Source organism: Sphingomonas sp. QA11, assembly GCF_028473665.1.
Lineage (GTDB): Bacteria > Pseudomonadota > Alphaproteobacteria > Sphingomonadales > Sphingomonadaceae > Sphingomonas > Sphingomonas phytovorans.
Genome location: NZ_CP098774.1, coordinates 5,074,352 through 5,101,181, shown reverse-complemented (window position 1 = coordinate 5,101,181; position 26,830 = coordinate 5,074,352). Strand labels below are relative to the sequence as shown.

Sequence of the window (26,830 nt, the reverse complement as noted above, 5' to 3'; positions counted from 1 at the left end):
GAGGATTCGCGCAGAGGCGCAGAGCACGCGGAGTTCGTTTTCCGACTTGATCATCATGTGCCGGCAAGTCGTCGGTTCATGGACGTGTTTGTCGCCGCAAACCGCCCGTTGCCGCTGGCCGGATCTTCTCCGCGTGCTCTGCGCCTCCGCGCGAACCATCTCTCTTGCTGCAATCGCACCGATGAGGTCGGCCCGCCCCGGTCTTTGTATCCCTAGTCTTTGAACCGGGGCGTGCGCTTCTCCATATTGGCCATCACCGCCTCGACCTGGTTGGGCTGGCGGATCACCCGCAGCTGCTCGACCGTCTCGGCCTCGAGAATCGCCCTGGGATCGGCATCGGCGGCGAGGTTGAACAGCCGCTTCGACCCGCGCACGGCGTGCGGGCTGCGCCCGGCGATCTCCCGCGCCAGCGCCATGGCCGCTTCATGCGGATCGTCGGCAAGGCGCGTGACGAAGCCATATCCCAGCGCTTCCTCCGCAGTGAATTCCCGCGCGGTATAGGTCAGCTCGCGCAGCAGGTCGTCACGCACCAGCGTCCGCCACAGCGCGATGCCGCCCATGTCGGGCACGAGGCCCCAATGCCCCTCGCGGATCGACAGGCGCGTGCCCGGCGCTGCGATGCGGATATCGGCGCCCGACATGATCTGGAACCCGCCACCCAGCGCCACGCCGTGCACCGCCGCGATCACCGGCATCGGCAGCATGCGCCAGCCCCAGGAAACCTGCTGAACCAGATTGGCGCCGTCGGGACGCCGGCTGCCCAGGTCGATACCAGACCCGCCGCCCGCCATGCTCTGCATATCGAGCCCGGCGCAGAAGCCGCGCCCCTCGCCAGAGAGAATCACGGCGCGGACATTGGCCATCCCGCCCAGCTGGTCGATCGCCGCGGCGATGCCCTTGAACATCGCCGGATCGATCGCGTTCATCTTGTCGGCGCGCGTCAGGCGGACATCCGCGACATGGTCGGTGACGGTGATGGAGACGCGGTCGTTCATGTGAGTCATTCCTTCGAGATGAATGCCGTTCGTCCTGAGTAGGGACTGAGCTTGTCGAAGGCCCGTATCGAAGGACAAGTTCCGCGTAGGGCCTGTCCTTCGATATGCCATTTCGACAGGCTCAATGGCTACTCACGACGAACGGGGTTCTGGTATCGATTCCTCGGCACCGATCACACGATCCGCCCCCCACCCACGCCCCAATAGCGGTCGCGCAGCAAACGCTTGTAGAGCTTGCCCGTCGCATGCCGGGGCAGTTCCTCGGTGAAATCGATCTGGCGGGGCGTCTTCACCCCTGACAGCTCCACGCGGCACCAGGCGGTCAGTTCCTCCGCCAGCGCGGGGCCGGCTTCCGCCATGTCGACCGGCTGCACCACCGCGACGACCCGCTCGCCCATTTCAGGGCAGGGCCCGCCGATTACCGCGACATCGGCCACGCGCCGATGCGTGATCAGCCGGTTCTCGATCTCCTGCGGGTAGATGTTCACCCCGCCCGAAATGATCATGAAGCTCTTGCGATCGGTCAGGTAGAGATAGCCCTCGGCATCGATCCGCCCGATATCGCCAAGCGTCGTCCAGCCTTTCGCATTGCGCGCCTCGGCCGTCTTGGCGGGATCGTTGTGATATTCGAACTGGCCGCCGCCCTCGAAATAGACCAGCCCCTCCTCGTCCGGGCCGAGCTCCTGGCCCGCCTCGTCGCAGATGTGCAGCACGCCATAGGCCGCCGTGCCGACCGACCCCTTGTGCGCCAGCCATTGTTCCGAAGTGATCGTGGTCAGCCCATTGCCTTCCGATCCCGCATAATATTCGTACAACACCGGGCCCCACCAGGCGATCATCGCTTCCTTGACCGGGATCGGGCAGGGCGCGGCGGCGTGGATCGCGACCTTCAGCGTCGACAGGTCGAAACGGCTTCGCTCCCTCTCGTCCAGCTTGAGCATGCGCACGAAATGAGTCGGCACCCACTGGCTCGCCGTCGCGCCATAGGTCTCGATCGCCGCCAGCGCGGCCAGCGGCGAGAAATGCTGCATCATCACGACCGTGCCGCCGAGCCGGAGCACCGTCATCGACCAGCGAAGCGGTGCTGCGTGATAGAGCGGCGCGGGGCTGAGATAGATGGTATCCGGCCCGAGCCCGTAGAGCCCGCGCGCGAGCATCATCAGCACATTCGGTGCAGCGATATCGGGGTCCTCGGGCAGCGCGACACGCACGCCCTTGGGCCGGCCGGTGGTGCCGGAGGAATAGAGCATGTCGATTCCAGCGCGCTCGTCGCCGATCGGGGTATCAGGCATGCCCGCCACCGCCTCTTCCCAGGCTGACCAGCCCGGCACAGTGCCGCCGATCGTGTAGCGCGCGATATCAGCCAGGTCTCCTGCGAGCGCCGAGGCAACCTCCAGCCCGGCCGACGCCACGACCAGCTTCGCCCCGCTGTCGCGCACGATATAGGCCACCTCGGGCGCGGTCAGCTTGGTCGAGATGCAGACATAGAAAAGGCCGCTGCGCTGCGCACCCCAGGCGACATCGTAGAATTCGGGCACATTCTCCAGGAACATGGCAATCGTGTCGCCGATCGCCAGCCCGGCCGAGCGGAACAGTCGCGCCGCACGGTTGGAGCGCCGGTCGAGCTCGGCAAAGCTCACCGTCTCGCCTGTCTCTGCGACGATCAGCGCCGGCTTGTCGGGCGTCTCCGCGCCATGGATGCTCGGGTGCACCCGCCCCTCCTATTCGTTGTTCTTTGCAACCGAAGCTATACGGCACCGGGCGGCCCTGCAATCGCCCAATCGGATGCCCCAGTCGGATGCCCAATCCGATGATCATCCGGCGGCTTTGCGGATCACGCTGCGCTGCGATAGGGAGCGCGGGATGATGACGACTGACGCCTTTCGTTTCGATCCCGAACGCTTCCTGCGCAACGGCGCCGGCGGCCATGGCGGCCTGCTTGGCCTCGGCTATCACGCTCACGGCCTCGACTGGGTCGAGCTGGCCCTTCCCTACAGCAAGGACCAGATCGGCGAATCCGAAACCGGCGTGATCGCCTCCGGCCCGATCCTGTCGATGATGGACATGGCGACGAGCATGGCGGTGTGGCTGAAGCTCAACGCCTTCAGGCCGCACGCGACGCTCGACCTGCGCGTCGACTATCTCCGGCCGGCGACGCCGGGAAAGACGGTGATCGGGCGCGGCGAATGCTATCGCATCACCCGCTCGATCGCGTTCGTGCGCGGCCAGGCGCATGACGGCGACCCGGCCGATCCGCTCGCCCATGTCACGGGCACCTTCATGGCGCCGGAGGGCTATCTGTGACGCTGCCGCCTTATGCCGACCTGCTCGGGCTGAGCGTCGATCCCGATGATGAGAGCGTGCTGATCATGCCGTTCGAGAAAGGCGTGCTCGGCCGGCCGGGTTTCCTTCACGGCGGCGCGATCAGCGGGCTGATGGAAATGGCGGCGATCGTCGCCGTCCGCCAGGCGCTGGCCGAGGAGGGCGGCGGCCGGATCAAGCCGATCAACGTCACGGTCGATTTCATGCGCGGCGGGCGCGACAAGCCGACCCGGGCGCAGGGGGTGGTCACCCGGCTCGGCACGCGAGTCGCCAATGTCGAGGCGACCGCCTGGCAGGATGACCGCGGCAAGCCGATCGCGGCGGCGCGCCTGAACTATCTGATCGCCCGGCGATGAGCGACGCGCGGGCACAGGCGGAGACCTATGCCCGCGACGCGCAACGCCTGCGGGATACCGGCGACCTTTACGAGGCGATGACCCGCCAGCGCCGCGCGGTGGCGCTGCTGCGCGATCTGGGGGATATCGCGGCGCTTGCCCATGCCGTGCGCCACCTCGCCGACATGCTGGTCGAGGCGGGCCGCGCCGACGAAGCCGGCACGGCGATCACCGAGATGCTGGGCCTCTATCGCGAAATACCCGATGCCGCGCCGCTCGATATCGCCGATGCGCTGCGCAGCGCGGCGCTGCAGGCCGAAGCGATCAACGACAGCGACACGGCCTGGATCTTCTGGATCCAGGCGCGGGCGCGATACGGGGAACTTGCCGGGATGCCCGGAGCGCCAGGGAATCCGGGCGTCGCGGAGGCCGACGCGCACCTGAAGAGGCTGCGCGGATAGGGTGGAACGGGTCTTCTCCCCAACCGTTCGTCCCGAGTAGCCATCGAGCTTGTCGAGAGGGCATATCGAGGGACACATGTGTCTCGATACGGATTCTCGAGAGGCTCGCCCCCTATTCGACACGAACGGGGAATTTAAAACTCAGCCCCGCCTGCGACGGCTCACCGAGGCGTCAGCCGCATCAGATGCCCGCCCGGGCCATCCTGCAGCAGCCAGATCGCACCGTCCGGCGCCTGGGCCACGTCGCGGATGCGCATGCCCATGTTCCACTGGTCGGCCTTGGCCGCGTTGTCGCCGTTCAGCGTGACCCTGATCAGCGCCTGGCCGGACAGCGCGGCGATGAAGGCCGAGCCCTGCCAGGCCGGGAACAGCCTGCCCGAATAGATGATCAGCCCGCCCGGCGAGATCGAGGGATTCCACCAGACCTTGGGGGCTTCGAACCCGTCGCCCGGGGCATGGCGGGGGATCGGCGTGCCATCGTAATTGTCGCCGTTCGACACCTTGGGCCAGCCATAATTCCTGCCGGGCAGGATGAGGTTGACCTCGTCGCCGCCCTTCGGCCCCATCTCGATTTCCCAGAGCCGACCGCCCTTGTCGAAGGCAAGGCCATAGGGATTGCGGTGGCCGAGCGACCAAGTCTCGGCCCGCACCCCGCCCGCCGCATATTGAGGATTGCCCGGCGCGGGCTTGCCGTCGAGCGTCAGGCGCAGGACCTTGCCGAGCGCCTGGTCCGGGTCCTGGGCCGGAGTGAAACGCTGGCGCTCGCCCGACGAGAGATAGAGCAAGGTGCGATCGGGCGAGAAGGCGATGTTGCCGCCGAACTGCTCGCCCGTCCCGTCCGACCCGGCACGGAAGATCACCCGAAGGCCCTGAAGGCTCGGCGCGGCGCCGTCCTTCAGCGTCGCGCGGGCGAGCGCGAGGCTCCGGCCGTTCGGGCGCGGCTCCGAATAGGACAGATAGATTGTGTGACTCTTCGCGAAATCGGGCGCGAGCGCGACGTCGAGCAGGCCGCCCTGCCCGCCCGGCGCCACTCTGGGCACACCGGCCACGTCCTTCACAGCCCCATTGGTCGCGCGCAGCTTAAGCTTGCCCGGCTTCTCCGTGACGAGGATTCGACCATCGGGCAGGAAGGCCAGCGCGAAGGGCGTGTCGAAGCTGCCCTGGTCGCTCACCGCGAAGGGCAGGCCGCCCGGCACCTTGAACGCGACCGTGTGGGCGGCATCCTGCGCGACGCCGGCGGAAGCAGCGCCGGCCAGGACAAACAGGGGCAGCGCGCGAAAAAGGAATCTGGTCATGCCGAACGGGTCTTTCATGGGGAGGTTTCGACGGGAACCCCCGCAGTGTAGCGTCAGGCCTTGGCCGGCGTAAGCTTGATCAGCCGGCCGTTCGCGCCACGCTGACCGTCCTCGATCAGCCAGATCGCGCCGTCGGGCCCCTGCTCCGCCTCGCGGATGCGCGCGCCCATCGGCCATTGATCGCCCTTCTTCGCGCTGGTCCCGTCCAGGTCGATGCGCAGCAGCGACTCGCTGGAAAGCCCGCCGACGAACGCGTCGCCCTTCCACGCCGGGAACATGTCGCCCGAGTAGATCATCAGCCCGCCCGGCGAGATTGACGGGTTCCACCACACCTTGGGCGCCTCGAACCCGTCGCCGGGCGCATGATCGGGAATGTCCCGGTCGTCATAATGGCTGCCGTTCGAGACCTTGGGATAGCCATAGTTCCGGCCGGGCAGGATCAGGTTGATCTCGTCGCCGCCCTTCGGCCCCATCTCCTGCTCCCACAGATTGCCCTGCGCGTCGAACGCGATGCCAAGCAGGTTCCGATGCCCATAGGACCAGATTTCCGGCCGTGCGCCGGTCTGCCCGGCAAAGGGGTTGCCCGGTGCCGGCTTCCCGTCCGGCGTAAGGCGAAGCACCTTGCCGAGCGTCATCGTCAGGTCCTGCGCCGGGTCGAATTTCTGGCGCTCGCCATTGGTGAAGAACAGATGCCGGCCGTCGGGCGAGAAGGCGATCCGGCCCGAATAATGCCCATTGCCCTCGACCGCGGGGCTGGCGCGGAAGATCACCGAGATATCGGCCAGCGAAGGCGCCGCGCCCGTCTCGTCGAACCGTCCGCGCGCCAGCGCCACTGCCTTGCCGCCCTCGCGCTGTTCCGAGAAGCTGAAATAGACGAGGCGATCCTTCGTGAAGCCCGGCGACAGCACAACGTCCATCAGCCCGCCCTGCCCCGCGCTGTCGACGCCGGGGATCGTCGCCAACGTCCCGATCGTTTTCATGTCGGCGGAGGCGATCTGAATCTTGCCGGCCTTTTCGGTCACCAGCAGCCGGCCATCGGGCAGGAAGGTCATCGCCCAGGGCGAATCGAAATCAGCCATCACTGTTTCGGTAAAGGGCTTGGCCACGGTGCTGGCCGCGTCCTGTGCCGGGGCGGTCGAGGCGGAGCAGGCGGCAGCGACGATCGTGCACAGCGGCAACAGGGCGTAGGAAGAGAATCGGGTCATGCCGGCAGCCTCTCGTTCGAATGAATCCGTCGCGTGGGGCGATTCGCCTAAATCCCCGGGGGCGCGGAGTTAGGCGGAACCTATAGGATCGACTCGCAGGATCAAGGCAGGCGACCTCCCATTTGCCCGCGCCTGACCATGGGGCCTTGCCGCGCGGGCCAACCCGCCGTATATCGCCCTCATATTCTCTACATCGTTATGGGTGAAGAGGTCGAGGCCACACGGTCCCGGCGACGAAAAGGCATGTTTCAAATCTGATGACGGACATCGCGAAGCTTACCCACCTGATCGAGCCCGAGGCGAACGCCCTGGGCTTCGACCTCGTGCGCGTGAAGATGTTCGGCAATCGTGACGACCTGACCTTGCAGGTGATGGCCGAGCGACCCGATACCCGCCAGCTCACCATCGACGATTGCGCCGAACTGTCGCGCCGCATCTCCGACCTGTTCGACGAGAAGGATCCGATCGAGGAGGCCTATCGCCTCGAGGTCAGCTCGCCGGGCATCGACCGTCCGCTGACCCGGCTCAAGGATTTCCAGGACTGGGCAGGGCATGAGGCGCGCGTCCATCTCGCCGCGCCCGTCGATGGCCGCAAACAGCTCACCGGCATCTTGAAGGGTGTCGAGGACGGGCGCATCACCATCGACGTCAACAAGCACGAGCCGATGACGATCGGCTTCGACCAGGTCGCGAACGCGAAGCTGCTGCTGACCGACGCGCTGATCGCCTCCACCCGGCCGCTCTCGACCGAAGGCGTCGAGGAAGAAGAATTCGAAGAAGAGGCGCCGGAAGGCGCCGAACGCAACCCGGACGATATCATGAACGAAGGGCAAGACTGATGGCCACCGCCGTTTCCGCCAACAAGGCAGAGCTGATCGCGATCGCGAATGCCGTCGCCGCCGAGAAGATGATCGACAAGGGCATCGTGATCGAGGCGATGGAGGACGCGATCCAGCGCGCCGCCCGTGCCCGCTACGGTGCCGAGAACGACATTCGCGCCAAGCTCGATCCGAACTCCGGCGACCTGCGCCTGTGGCGCGTCGTCGAAGTGGTCGAGGCGGTCGACGATTATTTCAAGCAGGTGAACCTGAAGGAAGCGCAGAAGCTCCAGGCGGGCGCGGTCGTCGGCGATTATATCGTCGATCCGCTGCCCCCGATCGAGTTCGGCCGCATCGCGGCGCAGGCCGCCAAGCAGGTGATCTTCCAGAAGGTCCGCGATGCCGAGCGCGAGCGCCAGTTCGAAGAATTCAAGGACCGCATGGGCGAGATCATCACCGGCGTGGTGAAGCGCGTCGAGTTCGGCCATGTCGTGGTCGACTTGGGCCGCGCCGAAGGCGTCATCCGCCGCGACGCGCAGATCCCGCGCGAGATCGTGCGCGTCAACGACCGAATCCGCGCGCTAATCCTGAACGTGCGCCGCGAAAATCGCGGCCCGCAGATCTTCCTCAGCCGCGCGCACCCCGATTTCATGAAGAAGCTGTTCGCGCAGGAAGTGCCGGAAATCTACGACGGCATCATCGAGATCAAGGCAGCCGCCCGCGACCCGGGCAGCCGCGCCAAGATCGGCGTCATCTCGCATGACAGCTCGATCGATCCGGTCGGCGCGTGCGTCGGCATGAAGGGCAGCCGGGTCCAGGCTGTCGTGCAGGAAATGCAGGGCGAGAAGATCGACATCATCCCCTGGTCGCCCGACACCGCGACCTTCGTCGTCAACGCGCTTCAACCGGCATCGGTGTCGCGCGTCGTGATCGACGAGGAAGAGGACCGCATCGAGGTGGTCGTCCCCGACGATCAGCTGTCGCTCGCCATCGGCCGCCGCGGCCAGAATGTCCGCCTCGCCAGCCAGCTCACCGGCAAGGCGATCGACATCCTGACCGAGGCCGACGCGTCCGAGAAGCGCCAGAAGGAATTCCTGGAGCGCACCGAGATGTTCCAGACCGAGCTCGACGTCGACGAGACGCTGGCCCAGCTTCTGGTCGCCGAGGGCTTCGGCGCGCTTGAAGAAGTCGCCTATGTCGAGGCCGACGAAATCGCCTCGATCGAGGGCTTCGACGAGGATCTCGCCGCCGAGTTGCAGAGCCGCGCGACCGAGGCGCTCGAGCGCCGCGAGGAAGCCAACCGCACGCTGCGCCGCGATCTGGGCGTGTCCGACGATCTCGCCGCGATGCCGTACATCACCGAGGCGATGCTGGTCACGCTCGGCAAGGCGGGCATCAAGACGCTTGACGACCTGGCCGATCTCGCGACCGACGAGCTGGTGCAGAAGAAGCGCCAGGAACCGCGCCGCCGCAACGAGGACGCCCCCAAGCGCCCCGAGGACAAGGGCGGCGTGCTTGGCGAATACGGCCTGAGCGAGGAGCAGGGCAACGAGATCATCATGGCAGCGCGTGCCCACTGGTTCGAGGACGAGGAGGCACCCGCCGCCGACGCCGAGACCACGGACGAGGAAGCATAAGCTCAGATGCCATTCGTCAGCATCCGGATCGCGGGCATCGCGACGCACGACCAGAAGGCGGGGATCGTCGCCGACGTGACCCGTTCGCTGGTCGAGCGCCTCGGCAAGAACCCGGCTGCGGTGCAGATCGTGATCGAGGAAGTCGCCACGGAGAATTACGGCGCGGGCGGGCAGCTGATCGCTGACCGCGACGCACCGAAGAGGGAGGACGCACATGCGGTTCCCTCACAATGAGGCGCTAGGGCTTCAGACATCGCTTCGTCGTCCTGGACCCGGTTTCGGGTCAGGGACGCGCGCGCATGCTCGACTCGTTCCGTCACCCCGGAACAAGCCCGGCATGGCGATTGTGGCGAAAGAGCTCGCCCAATGACCGCCGCAGACCCGATCCGCCGCTGCATCCTGCTCGGCGAGCGCGCGCCGCGTCAGGCGCTTGTGCGCCTCGCGCTGTCGCCCGACGGCCATGTCCTGCCCGATGTCCGCGCCAAGGCCCCCGGCCGCGGCGCGTGGGTCGGCGTGACGCGTGCCGAGCTGGAAACCGCGATGGCCAAGGGCAGGCTCAAGGGCGCGCTCGCCCGTGCGTTCAAGACCGGGCCGGTGCTGATTCCGGACGACCTGCCCGCGCTGGTCGAAGCGGCGCTGGAACGCGCCGCGCTCGACCGGCTCGGCCTCGAATCCCGTTCAGGCGGGCTGCTGATCGGTTCGGACCGGATCGAGACCGCCGCCCGTTCCGGCAAGCTGCGCCTGCTGCTTCACGCCGCCGATGCGGGCGAGGACGGCAACCGCAAGCTCGACCAGGCCTGGCGCGTCGGCAACGACGAGGAAGGCAGCGGCCTGAGGGGCTTGGCGCTGCCGGTATCGCGCACCATATTGGCCGTGGCACTAGGCCGCCAGAATGTGGTACACATAGGCCTGACTGATCCCGATGCGGCGAAGCGGGTGGGCGAAGCGCTCCATCGCTGGCTGCATTTTATCGGCCCTGACCCAAGTACAGCGCCTTGCGAAACGATATCGCAGGGCGCAACGCCGTTTGAAACCGAACCGACGGGCAGTGGCACGCCCGATACGGCCGAAGATTGACCTACGAGGAATTTGAGTGAGCGATATCGACAACGAAAAGCCGAAACTGGGCATGCGCGCACCGCTGTCGGTGAAGCGCACGGTCGAGACCGGCAAGGTGAAGCAGAGCTTCAGCCATGGCCGCTCGAACACGGTGGTCGTGGAAGTGAAGCGCAAGCGCATCCTGGGCCGCCCCGGTGAGGCCGAGGCCCCCGCGGTCGAAGAAGTGCAGGTCCCCGAGCCCGCCGCCGCTGCCCCGGTGCGCGCGCCTGAGCCGCCGCGCCCCGCGCCCGTCTCGCCCGCCAATTCCCTGCTGTCGCGCCAGGAGCTTCAGGCCAAGCTGCTGCGCGAGGCCGACGAATCGCGCATGAACGCGCTCGAGGAAACGCGCCGCCGCGAAGAGCGCGAGCGCCTTGAGGCAGTCGAGGAAGAGCGCCGCCGGGCCGAGGAGAATCGCCGTGCCGGCGACGCCCCGGATTCGGCCGCCGCCCCCGATCCCGTGCCGGCCCCGGAGCCCGCCCCCGCAGCGGCTCCGGTATCTGCTCCGGCACCTGTCAGTGCCGAACCGGCACCCGTCGCCACGGCGGCACCCGCGCCGGTCGCAGCCCCCGCCCCGACGCCGGTTGCGCCGCCGGCACCGCCGCCGCCGCCGCCGCCAACACCGATCAGCGTGACGCTTGATCCGCGCATGCCGGCGCCGCGCCTCTTCACACCGGTCGCCCGCCCCGAGCGCCCGCGTCCGCCGCCCCCGCCGCCCGCTCCGGCAGCAGCCGCCACACCGGCTCCGGCGCCGTCGGGCTCGGCCGCACCCAAGCGCCCCGGCCCGGGCGCGCCCGTCAACGACAGCCCCAACCGTCCGCAGCAGCGCGACCGCAAGGGCGACGACCGCCGCACCGCCGGCAAGCTGACCGTCAACCGCGCCCTGGGCGAGGGTGACGGTGCCCGTGCCCGCAGCCTCGCGGCGCTGAAGCGCGCCCGCGAGAAGGAGCATCGCCGGATGGGCGGCCCGCGCGAGGCGCAGGCCAAGCAGATCCGCGACGTCGTCGTGCCCGAGGCGATCACCGTCCAGGAACTCGCCAACCGCATGGCGGAAAAGGGCGCCGACCTGGTCAAGGCGCTGTTCAAGATGGGCATGCCCGTCACGATCAACGCGACGATCGACCAGGACACCGCCGAGCTGCTGGTGACCGAGTTCGGCCACAACATCACCCGCGTCAGCGATTCGGACATCGATCTCGCGATCGAGACCGATGCCGATGCCGAGGAGACGCTGCAGCCGCGCCCGCCGGTCGTGACGATCATGGGCCATGTCGACCACGGCAAGACCTCGCTGCTCGATGCCCTTCGCGGCACCGACGTGGTTAAGGGCGAGGCTGGCGGCATCACCCAGCATATCGGCGCCTATCAGGTCACGCTGAAGGACAAGTCGAAGATCACCTTCCTCGACACGCCCGGCCATGAGGCCTTCACCGAAATGCGCGCGCGCGGCGCCAACGTCACGGATATCGTGGTGCTGGTCGTGGCGGCCGATGACGGCCTGAAGCCCCAGACGATCGAGGCGATCAGCCACACCAAGGCGGCCGGCGTGCCGATGATCGTGGCGATCAACAAGGTCGACAAGCCCGAGGCCAATCCGCAAAAGGTCCGCGAGGCGCTGCTTCAGTATGAAGTCGTCGTCGAGGAGATGTCGGGCGACGTCCAGGACGTCGAGGTATCCGCGCTCAAGAAGACCGGGCTCGACGAACTGATCGAGAAGATCCAGCTCCAGGCCGAACTGCTCGAGCTCCGCGCCAACCCGGATCGCGCCGCGGAAGGCACCGTGATCGAGGCGAAGCTCGACAAGGGGCGTGGCCCCGTGGCGACGATCCTGGTCAATCGCGGCACCCTGAAGGTCGGCGACGTGTTCGTCGTCGGTGCCGAGAGCGGCAAGGTCCGCGCGATGACCAACGACAAGGGCCAGCAGATCAAGGAAGCCGGTCCGTCGATGCCGGTCGAGGTGCTTGGCCTGTCGGGCGTACCGCGCGCGGGCGATCCGCTGTCGGTGGTCGAGAACGAGGCTCGTGCCCGCGAGGTCGCTGAATATCGCCAGAGCGTGATCACCAGCAAGCGCACCACATCGGCTCCGGCCAGCCTCGAGAGCATGTTCTCGGCGCTCAAGGACAAGCAGGCGATCGAATATCCGCTCGTCGTCAAGGCCGATACGCAGGGCTCGGTCGAGGCGATCGTCAATTCGATCAACAAGATCTCGACCGACGACATCAAGGCCCGCGTGCTGCATTCGGGCGTCGGCGGCATCACCGAGAGCGACGTCACCCTGGCGGGCGCGTCGGGCGCGCCGATCATCGGCTTCAACGTCCGCGCCAACGCCAAGGCACGCGAGATCGCCGAGCGGCAGAAGGTCGCGCTCAAATATTATGACGTGATCTACGACCTGATCGACGAGATCCGCGCCGGCATGGCGGGCGAGCTTGGCCCCGAGGCGTTCGAGACGGTCGTCGGCCGTGCCGAAATCCGCGAGGTCTTCTCGGCCGGCAAGCATGGCCGCGCCGCCGGCCTGCTGGTGGTCGATGGCTATATCCGCAAGGCATTGAAGGCCCGCATCACGCGCGACGACGTCATCATCTACAATGGCGAAATCGCGTCGCTGCGGCGCTTCAAGGACGATGTGGCCGAGGTTCGCGCCGGGCTCGAGTGCGGCGTGACCTTCGCCAGCCACACCGACATCAAGCCGGGCGACTTCCTCGAAACCTATGAAGTCGAGTTGCGCGAACGGACGCTGTAGGATGATTCGGTTGCGGACCGGCGCGGCACTGGGCCTTGGCCTGGTGCTGGCCGGCTGCGGCGAACCGACGATCGAGTGGCAGCGGGCGGCATCGCGCGACGGCCAGTATATCGCGACCGCCGAATATGATGCGCCGGTGCTCGACAGGAAGGACACCTATGTCTTTCTTCAGTCGGGCTGGCTCTTCACCCGTTCGGCAGTGTATCGAAGCCATATGCGCGATTGCGTCATATTGCGCTGGACCGGCCCGCGCGCGCTGACGATCAGCCATCTTTCCGCGGTGCCGACGAAGCGCGAGACTGAATGGAAACCGCTCTGGGGTGGCGAGCCGGTCACGATCACCTATCGCGACTTCAACATGGTCGGGCTGACGCTCCCCCCCGAATGTATGGTGAACCGATGAGACCCGCAGAAACCCCCGAGACCCGCTCAGTTCGCATCCTCCGCGTCGGCGAGCAGGTGCGCCACACGCTCGCCGAGATTCTCGCGCGCGGCGACGTGCATGACGAGACGCTGGCGAAGCATGTCGTCACCGTTACCGAGGTGCGCATGTCCCCGGACCTGCGCCACGCCACCGTCTTCATCAAGCCGCTGCTCGGCAAGGACGAGGAAGCGGTGCTGAAGGCGCTGCGCACCAACACCGCCTATCTTCAGCGGGAGGTCGCCGCGCGGGTGAACACGCGCTACGCCGCCAAGCTGAAGTTCATCGCCGACGAGAGCTTCGACGAGGGCAGCCATATCGACAGGCTGCTGCGCGATCCGCATGTCGCGCGCGACCTGGAGCAGGACGACGAGGGCTGATCAGCCAGCGCGCCACGCCTGTGCCTGCCGGATCAACAGGACACAGCTGGCCCACAGGATCGCCGCGGCGCCGAGACCGGTGACGCCCACGCGCTCCGCCCCCGGCAACAGCAACGCGGCGAGGCCGAGCACGACCAGCGCAGCGCCGGTCGCATAGTAGAGCGGCAACGGGATACCGCGCGCGAGCGGCAGGAAATGCAGCCCGACGACGATCGCGATCACTGGCGCGACCGCATCCTGTGCCCCGATATTCATGCAGACATTGGCCGCGACGAAGATCGCCACGCCTTCGACCGCGCTCCAGATACCGACCAGCCGGCCGACATTCGGGTTGCGCGATGGTTCGGCGCCGGTCGTGCGAAGGCCCCAGCCGATCAGCGCCCCCGAAATGACCGCCGCGACAGCCAGCACCGGCAATGGCAACCCGGAACCGACCGCGCCCACCATGAACCAGATGGCAGCGAAGATGTTGAGAACCCAGATACCGCCGCGCATAGGCCGCCTTTCGTTGCGATCGCCCGTTTACCAGGAGGCATGCAGCCGTTCCACATCGATTGACATGAGTCCCGGTAAGACGCATCTTACCGCGATGCCCGCACGGACATCTCTCTCGGCGAAGGGCCAGGTCGTCATCCCGAAAGATGTCCGCGATGCTCTCGGTTACAAACCGGGCCAGGCCTTCGACGTGGTCAGGACGGATGGCGGCATCCTGTTACGTCCTCTGGCGCGAAAGAGCGGCAGGACGACCGGGCAGATCGTGGCCGAGATCCGGGCGCTCTATCAGCATGAAGGCCCGCCCGTGACGATCGCGGAAATGAACACGGCGGTCGATGCCATGTTCGCGGCCGGGAACGTCGATATGAATCAGGGCGATTCCTGATTCGCGCCGTCGACACCAATATTCTGCTGAGGCTGATGACCGGCGACCATGCCGGGCAGGCACGCGTCGCGGAGTCGATCGTCGACGAGGATTTCATCGTCACCGCGACGGTGCTGGTCGAAACGGCATGGGTGCTTCGTTCGCGCTATGGCTGGACCCGCGCGATGCTGGTGCAGGGCCTGCGCATGGTAATCGACCTGCCGCATGCGATCAGCGTTCCGGACCACGCCGTCTGGGCGATCGACCGGCTGGAAGCGGGCGCGGATTTTGCCGACATGATGCATATCGCCTCTGCCGCCGGCGCCACACGCTTCACCACCTTCGATCACGGCATCGCGACGAAGACGGGCGCGTCCTCCCCCATATCAATCGAGACACTCGCCTGATGGCCAAGCTCTATTTCTACTATGCCTCGATGAATGCGGGGAAATCGACCACGCTGCTCCAGGCCGACTTCAACTATCGCGAGCGCGGCATGCGAACCCTGTTGTTCACCGCGGCGATCGACGACCGCTTCGCCGCGGGGACCGTCACCTCGCGGATCGGGCTTGGCGCCGATGCCGTCGCGTTCGAGCGCGATACCGATCTCGCCGCGATCGTGGTGCGCGACGGCGAGGAGCCGCCGGCGTGCGTGCTGGTCGATGAAGCGCAGTTCCTGACCGCGGCACAGGTCGACCAGCTTGCTTCGCTTGCCGATTTCCACAACGTGCCGGTGCTCGCTTATGGCCTGCGCACCGATTTCCAGGGCCAGTTGTTCGAGGGATCGGCGCGGCTGCTGGCGATCGCTGATTCGCTGATCGAGATCAAATCGGTCTGCGCCTGCGGGCGGAAGGCGACGATGAACATGCGGGTGGACGCTCAGGGCAATCCGATCCGCGAGGGCGCCCAGACCGAGATCGGCGGCAACGACCGCTATGTCGCGATGTGCCGGCGGCACTTCATGGAGCGTACAGCCGGGCTGTAGTATCGGAGCGGTTGTCCGCCCGGCCGTTTCGGGCGGCCGAGTCGAGGAACGCCGCGATGCGCAACCCTATCCTGCTCGTTTTGCCCCTGGCCGCGTTTTACGCCGCTGCTGCGACCGCCCAGACGCTTCCTGCCGCCCCCACGGCGACACCCGGCAAGCCAGCCACGATCCCGTTCGTTCGGCTCGGCGGGATCTACGACTTCCAGGCCGATGGCGACCGGGCCGTCTATCTGCAGGACAATAGCCGCAAATGGTATCATGCGACCATCCTGGGTCCCTGTATCGGCCTGACCTTCGCCAACCGCATCGGCGTGAAGACGCGCGGGACGGAGTCGCTCGACCGCTTCGGATCGCTGCTGGTCGACGGGCAGGAATGCCAGATCGACCAGCTGGTGACGAGCGGACCGCCGCCGAAAAGGGCGAAGAAACCGAAGCGCTGAGAGTCCGTTTGAAAATTCGCGAGAGAGCGAATTTCCGGAGAAACGCCGCCCCCGCGCTGGCGAAGCCGCGGCCCCATCGCTAGATGCGGACGATGAACATCGCCTCCATCGTTTATTCGGCCGCAGTGTGGATCATCCCGCTGACCATCGCCATCGTGCTGCATGAGATCGCGCATGGCTGGGTCGCCTACGCTTTCGGCGATCCGACCGCGAAGCGGCTCGGGCGCCTGTCGGTCAATCCGGTCACCCATGTCGATCCGGTCGGCACCATCCTGTTGCCGCTGTCGCTCGCCATCGCCCATCTTCCGGTGTTCGGCTGGGCGAAGCCGGTGCCCGTCGTCGCCAGCCGGCTGCGCAATCCACGGGTGCACATGATGCTCGTCGCGCTGGCCGGCCCGGCGATGAACCTCGCGCTCGCCCTTCTCGGCACGATCACCCTCGCCGTCTTCGTCGCCTTCTGGACGGGTGGCACGCCGACGGGCGCGACCGCCTTCCTGTTCGACAATCTGATCAACTTCGTGATGATCAACATCTTCCTGGCGATCTTCAACCTGCTGCCGATCCCGCCGTTCGACGGCGGCCATGTCGTGCAGGGTCTGCTGCCGCGCCCGCTCGCCGCGCGCTATGCGCGGATCGGCCGCTATGGCTTCCTGCTGCTGCTCTTCCTGCTGGTGGTCCTGCCGATGATCGCGCCGAACGCGAATGTGGTGGCGCGTGTGATCGGCCCGCCCGCCAACGCGCTGATCGACCTGCTGCTCGGCTCGGCCGGCCTCGCGACCTGAACGATGCACGGCTGGATCATCCTCGACAAGCCGCTCGGTCTCGGCTCCACCCAGGGCGTCTCGGCGGTCAAGCGCGCGCTCCGGACGGGCGGGTACGGCAAGCTCAAGGTGGGGCATGGCGGCACGCTCGACCCGCTCGCCACCGGCGTGCTCCCGATCGCGATCGGCGAGGCGACCAAGCTCGCCGGGCGCATGCTCGACAGCGACAAGGTGTATGATTTCACCATCAGCTTCGGGGTGCAGACGGATACGCTCGACCTGGAGGGCGTGGAGATCGCGCGGTCGGATGTGCGGCCGACCCTTGCCGATATCGAAGCGGTGCTGCCGCGCTTCACCGGCCCGATCGAGCAGGTCCCGCCTGCCTATTCGGCGCTCAAGGTCGACGGACAGCGCGCTTATGATCTGGCGCGCGCTGGCGAAGAGGTGGTGCTGGCGAGCCGTTCGGTAACGATTCACGCCCTTTCCCAACGTCACCCCGGACTTGTTCCGGGGTCCATCACGCCCCAAGCGCCAGCGCTCGTGGATGAATGGATGCCGGAACAAGTCCGGCATGACGGCGTAGTTGAAGAGATCACCCTCACCGCCCATGTCTCGAAGGGCACCTATATCCGCAGCCTCGCGCGCGACATTGCGCTGGCGCTTGGGACCGTCGGCCATGTCACCATGCTGCGCCGGGTGAAGGCCGGCCCGTTCGCCCTGGCGGACGCGATATCGCTGGACAAACTGGACGAACTCGGCCATGGGCGCGCCCTTGAAGAGAAACTCCTGCCCCTGAGGGCGGGGCTGGACGACATCCCGGCTCTATCCCTCACTCCCGATCAGGCAGGGCTGCTCCGACAGGGGCGGGTGTTGATCGGGATCGCCGCAGACGATGGCCTCCACTTCGCGATATCGGACGATGTTCCGGTCGCCTTGGTGGAAGTTCAGGACCGCGAGGTCCGTGTCGTTCGCGGTTTCAACCTCTGATTCGAAAGGAAGCCGATGTCGATCACTCAGGAGCGCAAGGAAGCGCTCGTCAAGGATCATGCCCGCGCCGAAGGCGATACGGGTTCCCCCGAAGTCCAGGTCGCGATCCTCACCGAGCGCATCCGCAACCTGACCGAGCACTTCAAGGGCCACAAGAAGGACAATCATTCGCGCCGCGGGCTGCTGATGATGGTCAACAAGCGCCGGTCGCTGCTCGACTATCTCCGTCACAAGGACGGCCAGCGTTATACCGATCTCATCGCGAAGCTCGGTCTTCGCAAGTAAGAAACCGGCGCCCTCGGGCGCCGTTTTCATATTCCGGCGCAAGCCGGAACCAGCAAAATAACCCCGCGCAAGCGGGGCCGCCAGCTCGATCGAGACTGGACCCCGGTCACGGGGATACAAGGACGAGAAGCAATTCGGCGGATCGTCTCCGGAGCGACAACTCGCTCCAAACCGCGCGGGCCGGCCTAGCCCGCACATAGGCCCCGGCCCGCATCTGGCGGCCGGAGTTGAAGGAAATAAAATGTTCGATACGAAAACCGTAAGCATCCAGTGGGGCGGCAAGACCCTCACGCTGGAAACGGGCCGCGTTGCCCGCCAGGCCAATGGCGCCGTCATTGCGACGCTTGGCGAAACCGTGGTGTTGTGCGCGGTCACCGCCGCACGCTCCGTCAAGGAAGGGCAGGATTTCTTCCCGCTCACCGTCCACTACCAGGAAAAATTCTCGGCTTCGGGCCGCATCCCCGGCGGCTTCTTCAAGCGTGAGCGCGGCGCCACCGAAAAGGAGACGCTGACCAGCCGCCTGATCGACCGCCCGATCCGCCCGCTGTTCCCGGAAGGCTTCTACAACGAGATCAACGTCATCGCCCAGGTGCTGAGCTATGACGGCGAGAACGAGCCGGACATCCTCGCGATGGTCGCCGCCTCCGCCGCCCTCACCATCTCCGGCGTGCCCTTCATGGGCCCGATCGGCGCAGCGCGCGTCGGTTATGTCGATGGCGAGTATATCCTGAACCCGACGCTCGAGCAGACCAAGGAAGGCGATCTCGATCTCGTCGTCGCCGCCACCGGCGGTGCCGTGATGATGGTCGAATCCGAAGCCAGGGAACTGTCGGAAGACGTGATGCTCGGCGCGGTGCAGTTTGCCCACAAGGCATGCCGCGAGGCCGTCGGCGCGATCATCGATCTCGCCGAGCAGGCCGCCAAGGAGCCTTGGGAAATGGCCGAGCAGGCCGACCTGTCGGCCGCCAAGGACAAGCTGAAGAAGCTGATCGGCAAGGATATCGCCGCCGCCTACAAGGTGACTGACAAGTCGAAGCGTTCGGACCTGCTGAACGCGGCGCGCGCCAAGGGCAAGACGGCATTCGCCGAAGCGACCCCGCAGGACCAGATGGCCGCCGGCAAGCTGATGAAGAAGCTCGAGGCCGAGATCGTTCGCGGCGCCATCCTCAAGGACGGCAAGCGCATCGACGGCCGCACCACCACCCAGATCCGTCCGATCGAGGCGATGGTCCACTTCCTGCCACGCACGCACGGCTCGGCGCTGTTCACGCGCGGCGAGACCCAGTCGATCTGCACCACCACGCTCGGCACGCGCGACGCGGAGCAGATGATCGACGGCCTGACCGGCCTGTCCTACGAGCATTTCATGCTTCACTATAACTTCCCGCCCTATTCGGTCGGCGAAGTCGGCCGCTTCGGTGCGCCGGGCCGTCGCGAAGTCGGCCATGGCAAGCTCGCCTGGCGCGCGCTGCACCCGGTGCTGCCGTCGAAGGAGGAATTCCCGTACACGATCCGCGTCCTCTCCGACATCACCGAGTCGAACGGCTCCTCGTCGATGGCGACGGTGTGCGGCGGCTCGCTGTCGATGATGGACGCCGGCGTGCCGCTGAAGCGCCCGGTATCCGGCATCGCGATGGGCCTGATCCTCGAGGGCAAGGACTTCGCCGTCCTGTCCGACATCCTGGGCGACGAGGATCACCTCGGCGACATGGATTTCAAGGTGGCTGGCACGTCCGAGGGCATCACGACGATGCAGATGGACATCAAGATCGCCGGCATCACCGAAGAGATCATGCGCGTCGCGCTGAACCAGGCCAAGGAAGGCCGGGCGCACATCCTGGGCGAGATGGCCAGGGCGCTCGACCACACCCGTGAGGAGCTCTCGGCGCACGCACCGCGCATCGAGACGATCACGATCGACAAGTCGAAGATCCGTGAAGTCATCGGCACCGGCGGCAAGGTGATCCGCGAGATCGTCGCCACCACCGGCGCCAAGGTCGACATCGACGACGAGGGCGTGATCAAGGTCAGCTCCTCCGACGCGGCGCAGATCGAGGCGGCGATCAAGTGGATCAAGGGCCTGGTCGAGGAAGCTGAAGTCGGCAAGATCTATGACGGCAAGGTCGTCAACCTGGTCGATTTCGGTGCGTTCGTGAACTTCATGGGCGGCAAGGACGGCCTCGTCCACGTCTCCGAGATCAAGAACGAGCGCGTCGAGAAGGTGGCTGACGTCCTGAGCGAAGGCCAGGAAGTCAAGGTCAAGGTCCTCGAGATCGATCCGCGCGGCAAGGTTCGCCTGTCGATGCGCGTCGTCGACCAGGAGACCGGTGCCGAGCTGGAGGACACCCGTCCCGCCCGCGAGCCCCGCGAAGGCGGTGACCGTGGCGATCGTGGTCCGCGCGGCCCGCGCCGTGATGGTGATGGCGGCCGTGGCCCGCGTGGCGATGGCGGCGGTCGTGGCGACCGCGGTCCGCGCCGCGACGGTGACGGCGGCCGTGGCCCCCGTCGCGATGGCGGCGGTGATCGCGCGCCTCGCGGCGAGCGTTCGGGCAACAAGGACGACGGCCCCGCGCCCGAGTTCGCGCCTGCCTTCCTGACCGGCGATCGCGACTAAGCGATCCGCGTCCTCAGGGACAAAGAAGAGGGGCCCGGGAAACCGGGCCCCTTTTTCGTTGGCCTCCGCTTCCCCGGCGAAGGCCGGACAGACTTGAGGTAGATCACCGACACGCTGACCGGTATAGCATAGGCATGGCTGCCATATACGAAACGACAATGTGCCTCAGGTTTTTCGGTGATGAACTCGATCCCGACGAAATCACTGCATGCCTTGGTCGTCCTCCTTCTGTCGGAATGAGGAAGGGAGGAACTTGGGTTACGGAATTGGGGGCAGAAAAAGTTGCACGCACCGGGTCATGGCGTCTGAAAACCAACGACCGTCAGCCGAGGGACTTCGATAGTCACATTGCCCAAATTCTCGAAGGATTGAGCGATGACTTGGCCGTATGGGAAGATTTGGTCACGCGGTTCAAGGCGGACGTTTTCTGCGGCCTTTTCATGAAAGAGAGCAATGAAGGCCTGAGCCTGTCCGCAAAATCGATGCTGGACTTAGGCGCTCGCGGGCTGTCGCTTGAGTTTGATATCTATGACTCAGGACTGCCCGACTGAGCCGCTGTCAGGCAATGAGCACGACGATCTCGGCCGACGCTTATGAAGGCCGGGGCCCAGTTGGGGGACGAAAATGGTGAGCCCCGCGCTTCGTTACCACCACCTTCCCGACTGGGCCCCGGCCTTCGCCGGGGAAGAGAAGATCAGACCGACTCCAACCCCCGCACCGGCCTCGGCCGCCGGTCCTGCCCGACCGCGACGAACGCGAACTCAGCCTCGGTCACCTTGTTCGCTTCCTCCGAATGCCGGTCGCGTGCCCAGGCCTCGACCTTGACCCGCATCGAGGTGCGCCCGACCTTGATCAGCCGGGCGAACACCGACACCTCGTCGCCGACAAAGACCGGGCGGTGGAAGGCCATGCCCTCCACCGCGATCGTCACCGCCCGGCCGCCCGCGTGACGCGAGGCGACCGAGGAGGCGGCGAGGTCCATCTGGCTCATCAGCCAGCCGCCGAAGATATCGCCATAGACATTGGCGTCGGCCGGCACCGCCGTCACACGGACGGCGGGCTGCTCGTCAGGCATCGCCTCAGGCTGCGTCATAGGCGCCCCGCACGCGCATGCGCTGCGCCGCGGCGACCATCGCGATCAGCGCCGGCCGCACCTCTTCCCATTTGCGCGTCTTAAGCCCGCAATCGGGGTTCACCCAGAGCTGTTCCGCCGGCAGGCGCTTGCCCGCGAGCGTCAACAGCTCGGTCATCTCCGCCTCCGCCGGAATGCGCGGCGCATGGATGTCGTACACGCCCGGCCCGATCTCGTTGGGATAGGCATAATCGGCAAAGGCATCGAGCAATTCCATCTGCGACCGGGCGGTCTCGATCGAGATGACGTCGGCGTCCATCGCGCCGATCGAGGGCAGGATGTCGTTGAATTCCGAATAGCACATATGGGTGTGGATCTGGGTGTCGTCGCGCACGCCCGATGACGTGAGCCTGAAGCAGTCGACCGCCCAGTCGAGATAGGCCTGCCAGTCGGCGCGGCGCAGCGGCAGGCCCTCGCGAAGAGCCGCCTCGTCGATCTGGATCACCGCGGCACCGGCCGCCTCGAGGTCGATCACCTCGTCGCGGATCGCCAGCGCGATCTCGCGGCAGCTCGCGCTCCGGGGTTGGTCGTCGCGCACGAACGACCAGTTCAGGATCGTGACCGGGCCGGTCAGCATGCCCTTCATCGGCCTGCCCGTCAGCGACTGGGCATAGCGCCACCAATCCACCGTCATCGGTTTCGGCCGTGCGACATCGCCATAGAGGATCGGCGGCCGAACGCAGCGCGAGCCATAGCTCTGCACCCAGGCGCTGCGGGTGAAGGCGAAACCGGAGAGCTGCTCGCCGAAATATTGCACCATGTCGTTGCGCTCGAACTCGCCATGAACCAGCACGTCGAGGCCGATCTTCTCCTGCCACTCAACCGTCGCGGCGGTCTCGACGCGCAGGAACTGTTCATAGGCCAGGTCGTCGATCTCGCCCTTGATGTGGGCCGCGCGCGCCTTGCGTACCTCGGGCGTCTGCGGGAAGGAGCCGATCGTCGTGGTCGGAAAGCTCGGCAGGCCGAGCCGCGCCTGTTGCGCCGCGCGGCGATCGGCGAAGGGCGAGGCACGGTGAGTCATGCCGGCATCGACCGCCGCCAGCCGCGCCGCGACAGCGGGATTGTGGATCAGCGGCGAGGTCCTGCGCGCTGCCACCGCCGCGCGCGCCGCCGCCAGCGGTTCGGCGACCGAGCCGGCGCCCTGATCCAGCGCCTGGGCCAGCACCGCCAGTTCGCCGATCTTCTGCACCGCGAAGGCAAGCCATTGCCCGACCTCCGGATCGAGCGCCGCCTCGATCGCGAGATCGACCGGAACATGCAGCAGCGAGCAGGACGGCGCGAGGACCAGGTCGCGTTCCGCCGCGACCGGCGCGATGCGATCGATCAGCGCATCGAGATCGGCCCGCCAGACATTGCGGCCATCGATCACGCCGAGCGATAGCAGCAGGTCAGGCCGGGCGCGCCGCCACACCGCGTCAAGCTGCTCCGGCGCACGGACCAGGTCGATGTGCAGGCCATGCACCGGCAGGTCGGTCGCCAGTTCGACATTGTCGCCGAGCGCGCCGAAATAGGTCGCCAGCATCACCTTCGGCCCATTCACCGACAGCCGCCGGTACGCCAGCTTCAGCGCCTCGCGCTGGTCGTCGTCGAGATCGAGCACCAGGCAGGGCTCGTCGATCTGCACCCAGTCGGCGCCCGCCCGGGCGAGTTGTGCCAGCACTTCCTCGTAAACCGGCAGAACCGAATCGAGCAGCGACAGCGGAGCGACATCCTTGCCCTTGGCCAGCGTCAGCCAGGTCACCGGGCCGAGCAGCACCGGCCGCGTGTGATAGCCGAGCGCCTTCGCCTCGAGGAATTCATCGACCGCCTTGCCCGACGACAGGGCGAATTCCTGCCCCGCGACCAGTTCAGGCACCATGTAATGATAGTTGGTGTCGAACCATTTGGTCATTTCCTGCGCGGTGCTGTCCAACCCGTGCGCGCAGCCCTCATGGCCCTTCGCGTCCTGAGCGCCGCGGCCCCCCTGAGCGCCGCGCGCCATCGCGAAATAAGTGTCGAGGCGGACCTTGCCGCCGTCCCAGCCATAGCGCGCCGGCACCGCGCCGAGCATCGCCGAAGTGTCCAGCACATGATCGTAGAGCGAGAAGTCGCCGCTTGGGATGATATCGGCGCCAAGCGCCTTTTGCCGCGCCCAGGCGGCGGCGCGCAGGCCCTGAGCCGCGAGCGACAGCGCATCGGCGTCCGACTTGCCGGACCAGAAGCTTTCAAGGGCGAACTTCAGCTCGCGGCGCGGGCCGATGCGGGGGAAACCGAGGGTAGCCACGGAAATGGTCATCGTCTTGCCTTGCGTTGGGCAAGGTGATGGCCGGACGCACGGCAACGGGCCGACGCCCCTCTGGCAAGCCCGGGCGCGGTGTTGCACGCGGCCTGACCGGGCACCCCGCCGGAGGACGTTATCTGACGAGGCAGGTCTCCTGGCTCGCGGGTCGATGCGACGATCCCGCCTTCCCGGTCCCTTGCCTGGACCAGTGACACGAAATGGATCGCCGCTCACCGCTCACAGTTGCGGGGGCAGCGCCGGAATCACACCGGCTTCCCGTCTTAGCTCCGACCGGAGAATCCCGGACGAAGAACCTCGACATGACCAAGGATAGCCATCACACGTGTTTCGTCAAGACTCATATAAAGAATTCTTTATGTCTTTATATCATGCCTGCCGGAAAACACCCCCGGACAGGCATGACAAAAGTCTCCAACAGGAAGCATGCGGATTCCGACGGTTTCCCTTCGTGGAACCCCGACAAATATGCCGAATCCAGCCGGACTTTTGTCACCCGCGCCCAGCCACGGGGCGGATGCCGGAACAAGCCCGGCATGACGGCCCGAAGCTCAGGGATGCTTCATGTCGTCCATGGCCATCGGCTTGGCACCCTCGGCCGCCCTTAGGCTGGTGTCGCCCTGCGCCAGCACCACCGCGACATTCTGCATCATGCCGTTATCCTCATGGTCGAGGATGTGGCAGTGGAGCACGAACTCGCCGATATAGCGCTGGTATCGGGTCCGCACCTTCACCGTGTAATAGGCGCCCGGCACCTTCGGCGCGAGGCTCTTGATCCACAGCGTGTCCTTCCACACGCCCTTCAGCCCGGCATATTGCGGGTCGACCGTGCCATCCGCATTGTCGATCGCCCCCGGCGCGCTGACATCCTTGCCGCTCGGATCGGTGATCGAGACGATCTGGAACGGATTGACGTGGATGTGGAACGGATGGCCGACATAGTGCGACTGCATGGTCCATTCGTCGACCCCGCCCAGGATGAGCTGGCGATCGATCCGGTTCGGATCATATGGCCGCGTATCGGCGGTCTTCAGCGTGTTGCCGACCTCGAACTTGGTGTCGTCGGTGGTGGTGTCGATGAAGAAGGTCAGTTCCTGCGTGCCCGTCACCTCGCTCGGCGCGATATCGGGATGCGGCGTGAACTGGGTGAATTTCAGCCCGTTCTTGAGATCGGCGATGATCGCCGGCTTCACCACGGGCGGCATCGCCTGGTCCGCGCGCGCGACCAGCGCGTTGGTCAGATAGGTCGTGATATCGGGCACCGACGTGCCGGGGTCGACCGTCACCGTTCCCATCAGCCGCGGGCCGGGCGTATCGCCATTGACTGATCCTGCCCCCGGCGAGGACGTGTCGATCAGGCAATAGCGGCCTGCCTCGGGGAAAACGACGAGCGCGTCGAAGCGATAGCCTGGCTGGAAGGTCGCGACCCTGGTCGCCTGCGCCGCGCCCATGGTGAGCCCGTCCGCCGCGATCAGGTTGTAGGGGATCGCCTCGCCGGTGCAGCTCTGCCTGATGAATTTCTCTTCGGCCGCCTCGGTCAGCTTCGCGCCGATCCGGGCGTTGGGTTTCATCTTCACCAGCGTCATGCTGATCGTGTCGCGCACCCCGGCATGGATCATCCGCCAGCGCTCGACATCGCCCTGCTTCGTGTGGAAGGTCGGCAGGACCACGCCGTTCAGCGTGGTGTAGCGACCCGACTTGCCCCATTGGCCCGGCGCGAACAGGTCGTAATCGTCGATCTTGCCGACATCGCCGGGATCGCACCGGTAAGTGCCGTCCTTGTTGACCTTGATCGGTCCAGGCTTGCCGTCCTTGCCGGGCTCGCGGCAGGCATATTGGATCTGCTGCATCACCAGCACGCGCTCCGTCATGTCCTTCACCAGCGTATCGATGTCGCCATGCGCCGCCGTGCTCGGCAGGCGGTTGCCGCGCACGATCAGCGCGCCGGCCATGCCGCTCGATACCTGGAGCGCGGTCGAACCGTGGCGATGGGTATGGTACCAGAAGGTGCCTGACGGATGATCGCCCGGGATGTTATATTCATACTGGAAGCTGACGCCGGGGTTGATCGACAGCAGCACATTGTCGCCATTGCCCGACGGATTCACCCACAGGCCATGGGTGTGGAGATTGGTGCCGTTGAAGCAATGCGGCTTGTCCGGGTTGTGATCCATCGCCGCATGGCCGGTCATCGGCGCGCAGCTCGGATCGCCCGGCAGCTTGTTGTTGAGATTGACCCGTATCGTGTCGCCCGGCTTAACCTCGATCGTCGGCGACACATAGGGCGTGGTCGGATCGACATCGGTGCCGTTGTAGCTGCGCAGATTGACCTTGTCATAGACCCCGGTCGCCGGATTGAAGATCTGGCCGTCGGTATAGACCACGTCGAGATCGAGGATGCTTTCGTGCGGCGCCGCGCCGGGCGTCGGCACCGCCGCCATCACCAGCTTCTCCGCGGCGGGCAGGCCCGGCGTCTCGGGCGCCAGCACGCGCGGATTGCCCAGCGCGCGCTCCGCCGTCTGCGCCGCGAGCGGTGCGGCGACGAAGGCCGTGAGGCTGATCGTGGCGAATAGACAGGCGCGAACGCGCCCGATCGTCCGGAAACCTGTCATGATTCCACCCCTTTTTGAACTGCACCCCGCTATCGGTTCGATTGTGCGCGTCCTGGGCGAATCCGTCGAGAAAGGACGATGCCGATTCGGTTCAATATTCGGCCGGCGATCCCGCCGCGATCTTCCCGGCCTGGCGATCGGACAAGGTGGCGATGCTGCGATCGAGCATT

Annotated in this window: 27 protein-coding genes and 1 riboswitch; of the genes, 19 read left to right on the top strand and 8 right to left on the bottom strand. The window is 66.3% G+C overall.

Annotation, left to right across the window (positions count from 1 at the left end; all coding sequences use genetic code 11):
* Nucleotides 1–212: 212 nt before the first annotated feature.
* A complete protein-coding gene (locus tag NDN01_RS23635) occupies nt 213–995 on the bottom strand; it encodes a crotonase/enoyl-CoA hydratase family protein (protein WP_272624625.1) in 783 nt (260 codons plus the stop codon).
* Between the two features lie 173 nt (nt 996–1,168).
* Nucleotides 1,169–2,707, bottom strand: coding sequence for an acyl-CoA synthetase (locus NDN01_RS23630; RefSeq protein WP_272624623.1), 1,539 nt, complete (start codon nt 2,705–2,707; stop codon nt 1,169–1,171).
* A 151-nt stretch (nt 2,708–2,858) separates the two neighbouring features.
* Between NDN01_RS23630 and NDN01_RS23625 the strand changes: the two genes are divergently transcribed.
* The 3 genes from NDN01_RS23625 to NDN01_RS23615 are packed head-to-tail and all read left to right on the top strand — an operon-like array spanning nt 2,859 to nt 4,113.
* Nucleotides 2,859–3,299: a PaaI family thioesterase gene (locus NDN01_RS23625; RefSeq protein WP_443025166.1), complete on the top strand. Its 441-nt coding sequence runs from the start codon at nt 2,859–2,861 to the stop codon at nt 3,297–3,299.
* Nucleotides 3,296–3,673, top strand: a complete 378-nt coding sequence (locus NDN01_RS23620; RefSeq protein WP_272624622.1) for a PaaI family thioesterase — start codon at nt 3,296–3,298, stop codon at nt 3,671–3,673. The genes NDN01_RS23625 and NDN01_RS23620 overlap by 4 nt, the downstream gene beginning before the upstream one ends.
* The gene (locus NDN01_RS23615; RefSeq protein WP_272624621.1) at nt 3,670–4,113 is read left to right on the top strand and encodes a hypothetical protein; all 444 of its coding nucleotides are present in this window, start codon (nt 3,670–3,672) and stop codon (nt 4,111–4,113) included. Before NDN01_RS23620 ends, NDN01_RS23615 begins: the two co-directional genes overlap by 4 nt.
* A 161-nt stretch (nt 4,114–4,274) precedes the next feature.
* Here NDN01_RS23615 and NDN01_RS23610 read toward each other — a convergent pair whose 3' ends face one another.
* A complete protein-coding gene (locus NDN01_RS23610; protein ID WP_272624620.1) occupies nt 4,275–5,408 on the bottom strand; it encodes a PQQ-dependent sugar dehydrogenase in 1,134 nt (377 codons plus the stop codon).
* A 53-nt stretch (nt 5,409–5,461) separates the two neighbouring features.
* Nucleotides 5,462–6,613 carry a PQQ-dependent sugar dehydrogenase gene (locus NDN01_RS23605; RefSeq protein WP_272624619.1) on the bottom strand — a complete coding sequence of 384 codons (1,152 nt, stop codon included), beginning with the start codon at nt 6,611–6,613 and terminating at the stop codon, nt 5,462–5,464.
* Nucleotides 6,614–6,870: 257 nt separating this feature from the next.
* Here NDN01_RS23605 and rimP point away from each other — a divergent pair, with 257 nt between their 5' ends.
* The 7 genes from rimP (at nt 6,871) to rbfA (ending at nt 13,707) form a co-directional block, all read left to right on the top strand.
* Nucleotides 6,871–7,452, top strand: a complete 582-nt coding sequence (gene rimP, locus NDN01_RS23600; RefSeq protein WP_272624618.1) for a ribosome maturation protein RimP — start codon at nt 6,871–6,873, stop codon at nt 7,450–7,452.
* Entirely contained in the window at nt 7,452–9,068 is a 1,617-nt protein-coding gene (gene nusA, locus NDN01_RS23595; RefSeq protein WP_272624616.1) for a transcription termination factor NusA, read from the top strand. The genes rimP and nusA overlap by 1 nt, the downstream gene beginning before the upstream one ends.
* A gap of 6 nt (nt 9,069–9,074) precedes the next feature.
* Nucleotides 9,075–9,302 (top strand): tautomerase family protein, encoded by a 228-nt coding sequence (locus NDN01_RS23590; RefSeq protein WP_272624614.1) that lies wholly within the window; start codon nt 9,075–9,077, stop codon nt 9,300–9,302.
* A 132-nt stretch (nt 9,303–9,434) separates the two neighbouring features.
* Nucleotides 9,435–10,145, top strand: a complete 711-nt coding sequence (locus NDN01_RS23585; protein ID WP_272624613.1) for a DUF448 domain-containing protein — start codon at nt 9,435–9,437, stop codon at nt 10,143–10,145.
* A gap of 16 nt (nt 10,146–10,161) precedes the next feature.
* Nucleotides 10,162–12,906, top strand: a complete 2,745-nt coding sequence (infB, locus tag NDN01_RS23580) for a translation initiation factor IF-2 (RefSeq protein WP_272624612.1) — start codon at nt 10,162–10,164, stop codon at nt 12,904–12,906.
* Nucleotide 12,907: 1 nt separating this feature from the next.
* A complete protein-coding gene (locus NDN01_RS23575) occupies nt 12,908–13,309 on the top strand; it encodes a hypothetical protein (protein ID WP_272624611.1) in 402 nt (133 codons plus the stop codon).
* Entirely contained in the window at nt 13,306–13,707 is a 402-nt protein-coding gene (rbfA, locus tag NDN01_RS23570) for a 30S ribosome-binding factor RbfA (protein ID WP_272624610.1), read from the top strand. The genes NDN01_RS23575 and rbfA overlap by 4 nt, the downstream gene beginning before the upstream one ends.
* Here rbfA and NDN01_RS23565 read toward each other — a convergent pair whose 3' ends face one another.
* The gene (locus NDN01_RS23565; RefSeq protein WP_272624609.1) at nt 13,708–14,202 is read right to left on the bottom strand and encodes a hypothetical protein; all 495 of its coding nucleotides are present in this window, start codon (nt 14,200–14,202) and stop codon (nt 13,708–13,710) included. It abuts the gene before it with no gap.
* Between the two features lie 64 nt (nt 14,203–14,266).
* Here NDN01_RS23565 and NDN01_RS23560 point away from each other — a divergent pair, with 64 nt between their 5' ends.
* From NDN01_RS23560 to NDN01_RS23520, 9 genes are all read left to right on the top strand, one after another.
* A complete protein-coding gene (locus NDN01_RS23560; RefSeq protein ID WP_272624608.1) occupies nt 14,267–14,587 on the top strand; it encodes an AbrB/MazE/SpoVT family DNA-binding domain-containing protein in 321 nt (106 codons plus the stop codon).
* A gap of 35 nt (nt 14,588–14,622) precedes the next feature.
* Complete coding sequence (locus NDN01_RS23555; RefSeq protein ID WP_443025165.1) at nt 14,623–14,973, top strand: type II toxin-antitoxin system VapC family toxin; 351 nt, start codon at nt 14,623–14,625, stop codon at nt 14,971–14,973.
* The gene (locus tag NDN01_RS23550; RefSeq protein WP_272624606.1) at nt 14,973–15,551 is read left to right on the top strand and encodes a thymidine kinase; all 579 of its coding nucleotides are present in this window, start codon (nt 14,973–14,975) and stop codon (nt 15,549–15,551) included. The genes NDN01_RS23555 and NDN01_RS23550 overlap by 1 nt, the downstream gene beginning before the upstream one ends.
* Nucleotides 15,552–15,607: 56 nt before the next feature.
* Nucleotides 15,608–15,991 carry a DUF6491 family protein gene (locus tag NDN01_RS23545; protein WP_272624605.1) on the top strand — a complete coding sequence of 128 codons (384 nt, stop codon included), beginning with the start codon at nt 15,608–15,610 and terminating at the stop codon, nt 15,989–15,991.
* Nucleotides 15,992–16,083: 92 nt separating this feature from the next.
* Nucleotides 16,084–16,773 carry a site-2 protease family protein gene (locus NDN01_RS23540; RefSeq protein WP_272624603.1) on the top strand — a complete coding sequence of 230 codons (690 nt, stop codon included), beginning with the start codon at nt 16,084–16,086 and terminating at the stop codon, nt 16,771–16,773.
* Nucleotides 16,774–16,776: 3 nt separating this feature from the next.
* Nucleotides 16,777–17,739 (top strand): tRNA pseudouridine(55) synthase TruB, encoded by a 963-nt coding sequence (gene truB, locus NDN01_RS23535; RefSeq protein ID WP_272624601.1) that lies wholly within the window; start codon nt 16,777–16,779, stop codon nt 17,737–17,739.
* Between the two features lie 15 nt (nt 17,740–17,754).
* Complete coding sequence (gene rpsO / locus NDN01_RS23530) at nt 17,755–18,024, top strand: 30S ribosomal protein S15 (RefSeq protein WP_272624599.1); 270 nt, start codon at nt 17,755–17,757, stop codon at nt 18,022–18,024.
* A 241-nt stretch (nt 18,025–18,265) separates the two neighbouring features.
* Complete coding sequence (pnp, locus tag NDN01_RS23525; RefSeq protein WP_272624597.1) at nt 18,266–20,638, top strand: polyribonucleotide nucleotidyltransferase; 2,373 nt, start codon at nt 18,266–18,268, stop codon at nt 20,636–20,638.
* Between the two features lie 134 nt (nt 20,639–20,772).
* Nucleotides 20,773–21,189: a DUF4279 domain-containing protein gene (locus NDN01_RS23520; RefSeq protein ID WP_272624596.1), complete on the top strand. Its 417-nt coding sequence runs from the start codon at nt 20,773–20,775 to the stop codon at nt 21,187–21,189.
* A gap of 143 nt (nt 21,190–21,332) precedes the next feature.
* On the opposite strand, the gene NDN01_RS23515 is transcribed toward NDN01_RS23520, so the two are convergent.
* From NDN01_RS23515 to NDN01_RS23505, 3 genes are all read right to left on the bottom strand, one after another.
* The gene (locus NDN01_RS23515; RefSeq protein WP_272624594.1) at nt 21,333–21,731 is read right to left on the bottom strand and encodes an acyl-CoA thioesterase; all 399 of its coding nucleotides are present in this window, start codon (nt 21,729–21,731) and stop codon (nt 21,333–21,335) included.
* Nucleotides 21,718–24,045, bottom strand: a complete 2,328-nt coding sequence (gene metE / locus NDN01_RS23510; protein ID WP_272624592.1) for a 5-methyltetrahydropteroyltriglutamate--homocysteine S-methyltransferase — start codon at nt 24,043–24,045, stop codon at nt 21,718–21,720. Before metE ends, NDN01_RS23515 begins: the two co-directional genes overlap by 14 nt.
* A 112-nt stretch (nt 24,046–24,157) precedes the next feature.
* A riboswitch (cobalamin riboswitch) is annotated at nt 24,158–24,363 on the bottom strand.
* A 236-nt stretch (nt 24,364–24,599) separates the two neighbouring features.
* The gene (locus tag NDN01_RS23505; RefSeq protein WP_272624590.1) at nt 24,600–26,660 is read right to left on the bottom strand and encodes a multicopper oxidase family protein; all 2,061 of its coding nucleotides are present in this window, start codon (nt 26,658–26,660) and stop codon (nt 24,600–24,602) included.
* Nucleotides 26,661–26,830: the final 170 nt, after the last annotated feature.

What these genes read in the sequence shown, in the direction of transcription:
- NDN01_RS23635 (WP_272624625.1), bottom strand. Translation starts at nt 995, where the DNA reads ATGAACGACCGCGTCTCCATCACCGTCACCGACCATGTCGCGGATGTC.
- NDN01_RS23625 (WP_443025166.1), top strand. Translation starts at nt 2,859, where the DNA reads ATGATGACGACTGACGCCTTTCGTTTCGATCCCGAACGCTTCCTGCGC.
- NDN01_RS23615 (WP_272624621.1), top strand. Translation starts at nt 3,670, where the DNA reads ATGAGCGACGCGCGGGCACAGGCGGAGACCTATGCCCGCGACGCGCAA.
- NDN01_RS23610 (WP_272624620.1), bottom strand. Translation starts at nt 5,408, where the DNA reads ATGACCAGATTCCTTTTTCGCGCGCTGCCCCTGTTTGTCCTGGCCGGC.
- NDN01_RS23605 (WP_272624619.1), bottom strand. Translation starts at nt 6,613, where the DNA reads ATGACCCGATTCTCTTCCTACGCCCTGTTGCCGCTGTGCACGATCGTC.
- rimP (WP_272624618.1), top strand. Translation starts at nt 6,871, where the DNA reads ATGACGGACATCGCGAAGCTTACCCACCTGATCGAGCCCGAGGCGAAC.
- nusA (WP_272624616.1), top strand. Translation starts at nt 7,452, where the DNA reads ATGGCCACCGCCGTTTCCGCCAACAAGGCAGAGCTGATCGCGATCGCG.
- NDN01_RS23590 (WP_272624614.1), top strand. Translation starts at nt 9,075, where the DNA reads ATGCCATTCGTCAGCATCCGGATCGCGGGCATCGCGACGCACGACCAG.
- NDN01_RS23585 (WP_272624613.1), top strand. Translation starts at nt 9,435, where the DNA reads ATGACCGCCGCAGACCCGATCCGCCGCTGCATCCTGCTCGGCGAGCGC.
- NDN01_RS23575 (WP_272624611.1), top strand. Translation starts at nt 12,908, where the DNA reads ATGATTCGGTTGCGGACCGGCGCGGCACTGGGCCTTGGCCTGGTGCTG.
- rbfA (WP_272624610.1), top strand. Translation starts at nt 13,306, where the DNA reads ATGAGACCCGCAGAAACCCCCGAGACCCGCTCAGTTCGCATCCTCCGC.
- NDN01_RS23565 (WP_272624609.1), bottom strand. Translation starts at nt 14,202, where the DNA reads ATGCGCGGCGGTATCTGGGTTCTCAACATCTTCGCTGCCATCTGGTTC.
- NDN01_RS23560 (WP_272624608.1), top strand. Translation starts at nt 14,267, where the DNA reads ATGAGTCCCGGTAAGACGCATCTTACCGCGATGCCCGCACGGACATCT.
- NDN01_RS23555 (WP_443025165.1), top strand. Translation starts at nt 14,623, where the DNA reads ATGACCGGCGACCATGCCGGGCAGGCACGCGTCGCGGAGTCGATCGTC.
- NDN01_RS23550 (WP_272624606.1), top strand. Translation starts at nt 14,973, where the DNA reads ATGGCCAAGCTCTATTTCTACTATGCCTCGATGAATGCGGGGAAATCG.
- NDN01_RS23545 (WP_272624605.1), top strand. Translation starts at nt 15,608, where the DNA reads ATGCGCAACCCTATCCTGCTCGTTTTGCCCCTGGCCGCGTTTTACGCC.
- NDN01_RS23540 (WP_272624603.1), top strand. Translation starts at nt 16,084, where the DNA reads ATGAACATCGCCTCCATCGTTTATTCGGCCGCAGTGTGGATCATCCCG.
- truB (WP_272624601.1), top strand. Translation starts at nt 16,777, where the DNA reads ATGCACGGCTGGATCATCCTCGACAAGCCGCTCGGTCTCGGCTCCACC.
- rpsO (WP_272624599.1), top strand. Translation starts at nt 17,755, where the DNA reads ATGTCGATCACTCAGGAGCGCAAGGAAGCGCTCGTCAAGGATCATGCC.
- pnp (WP_272624597.1), top strand. Translation starts at nt 18,266, where the DNA reads ATGTTCGATACGAAAACCGTAAGCATCCAGTGGGGCGGCAAGACCCTC.
- NDN01_RS23520 (WP_272624596.1), top strand. Translation starts at nt 20,773, where the DNA reads ATGGCTGCCATATACGAAACGACAATGTGCCTCAGGTTTTTCGGTGAT.
- NDN01_RS23515 (WP_272624594.1), bottom strand. Translation starts at nt 21,731, where the DNA reads ATGACGCAGCCTGAGGCGATGCCTGACGAGCAGCCCGCCGTCCGTGTG.
- metE (WP_272624592.1), bottom strand. Translation starts at nt 24,045, where the DNA reads ATGACCATTTCCGTGGCTACCCTCGGTTTCCCCCGCATCGGCCCGCGC.
- NDN01_RS23505 (WP_272624590.1), bottom strand. Translation starts at nt 26,660, where the DNA reads ATGACAGGTTTCCGGACGATCGGGCGCGTTCGCGCCTGTCTATTCGCC.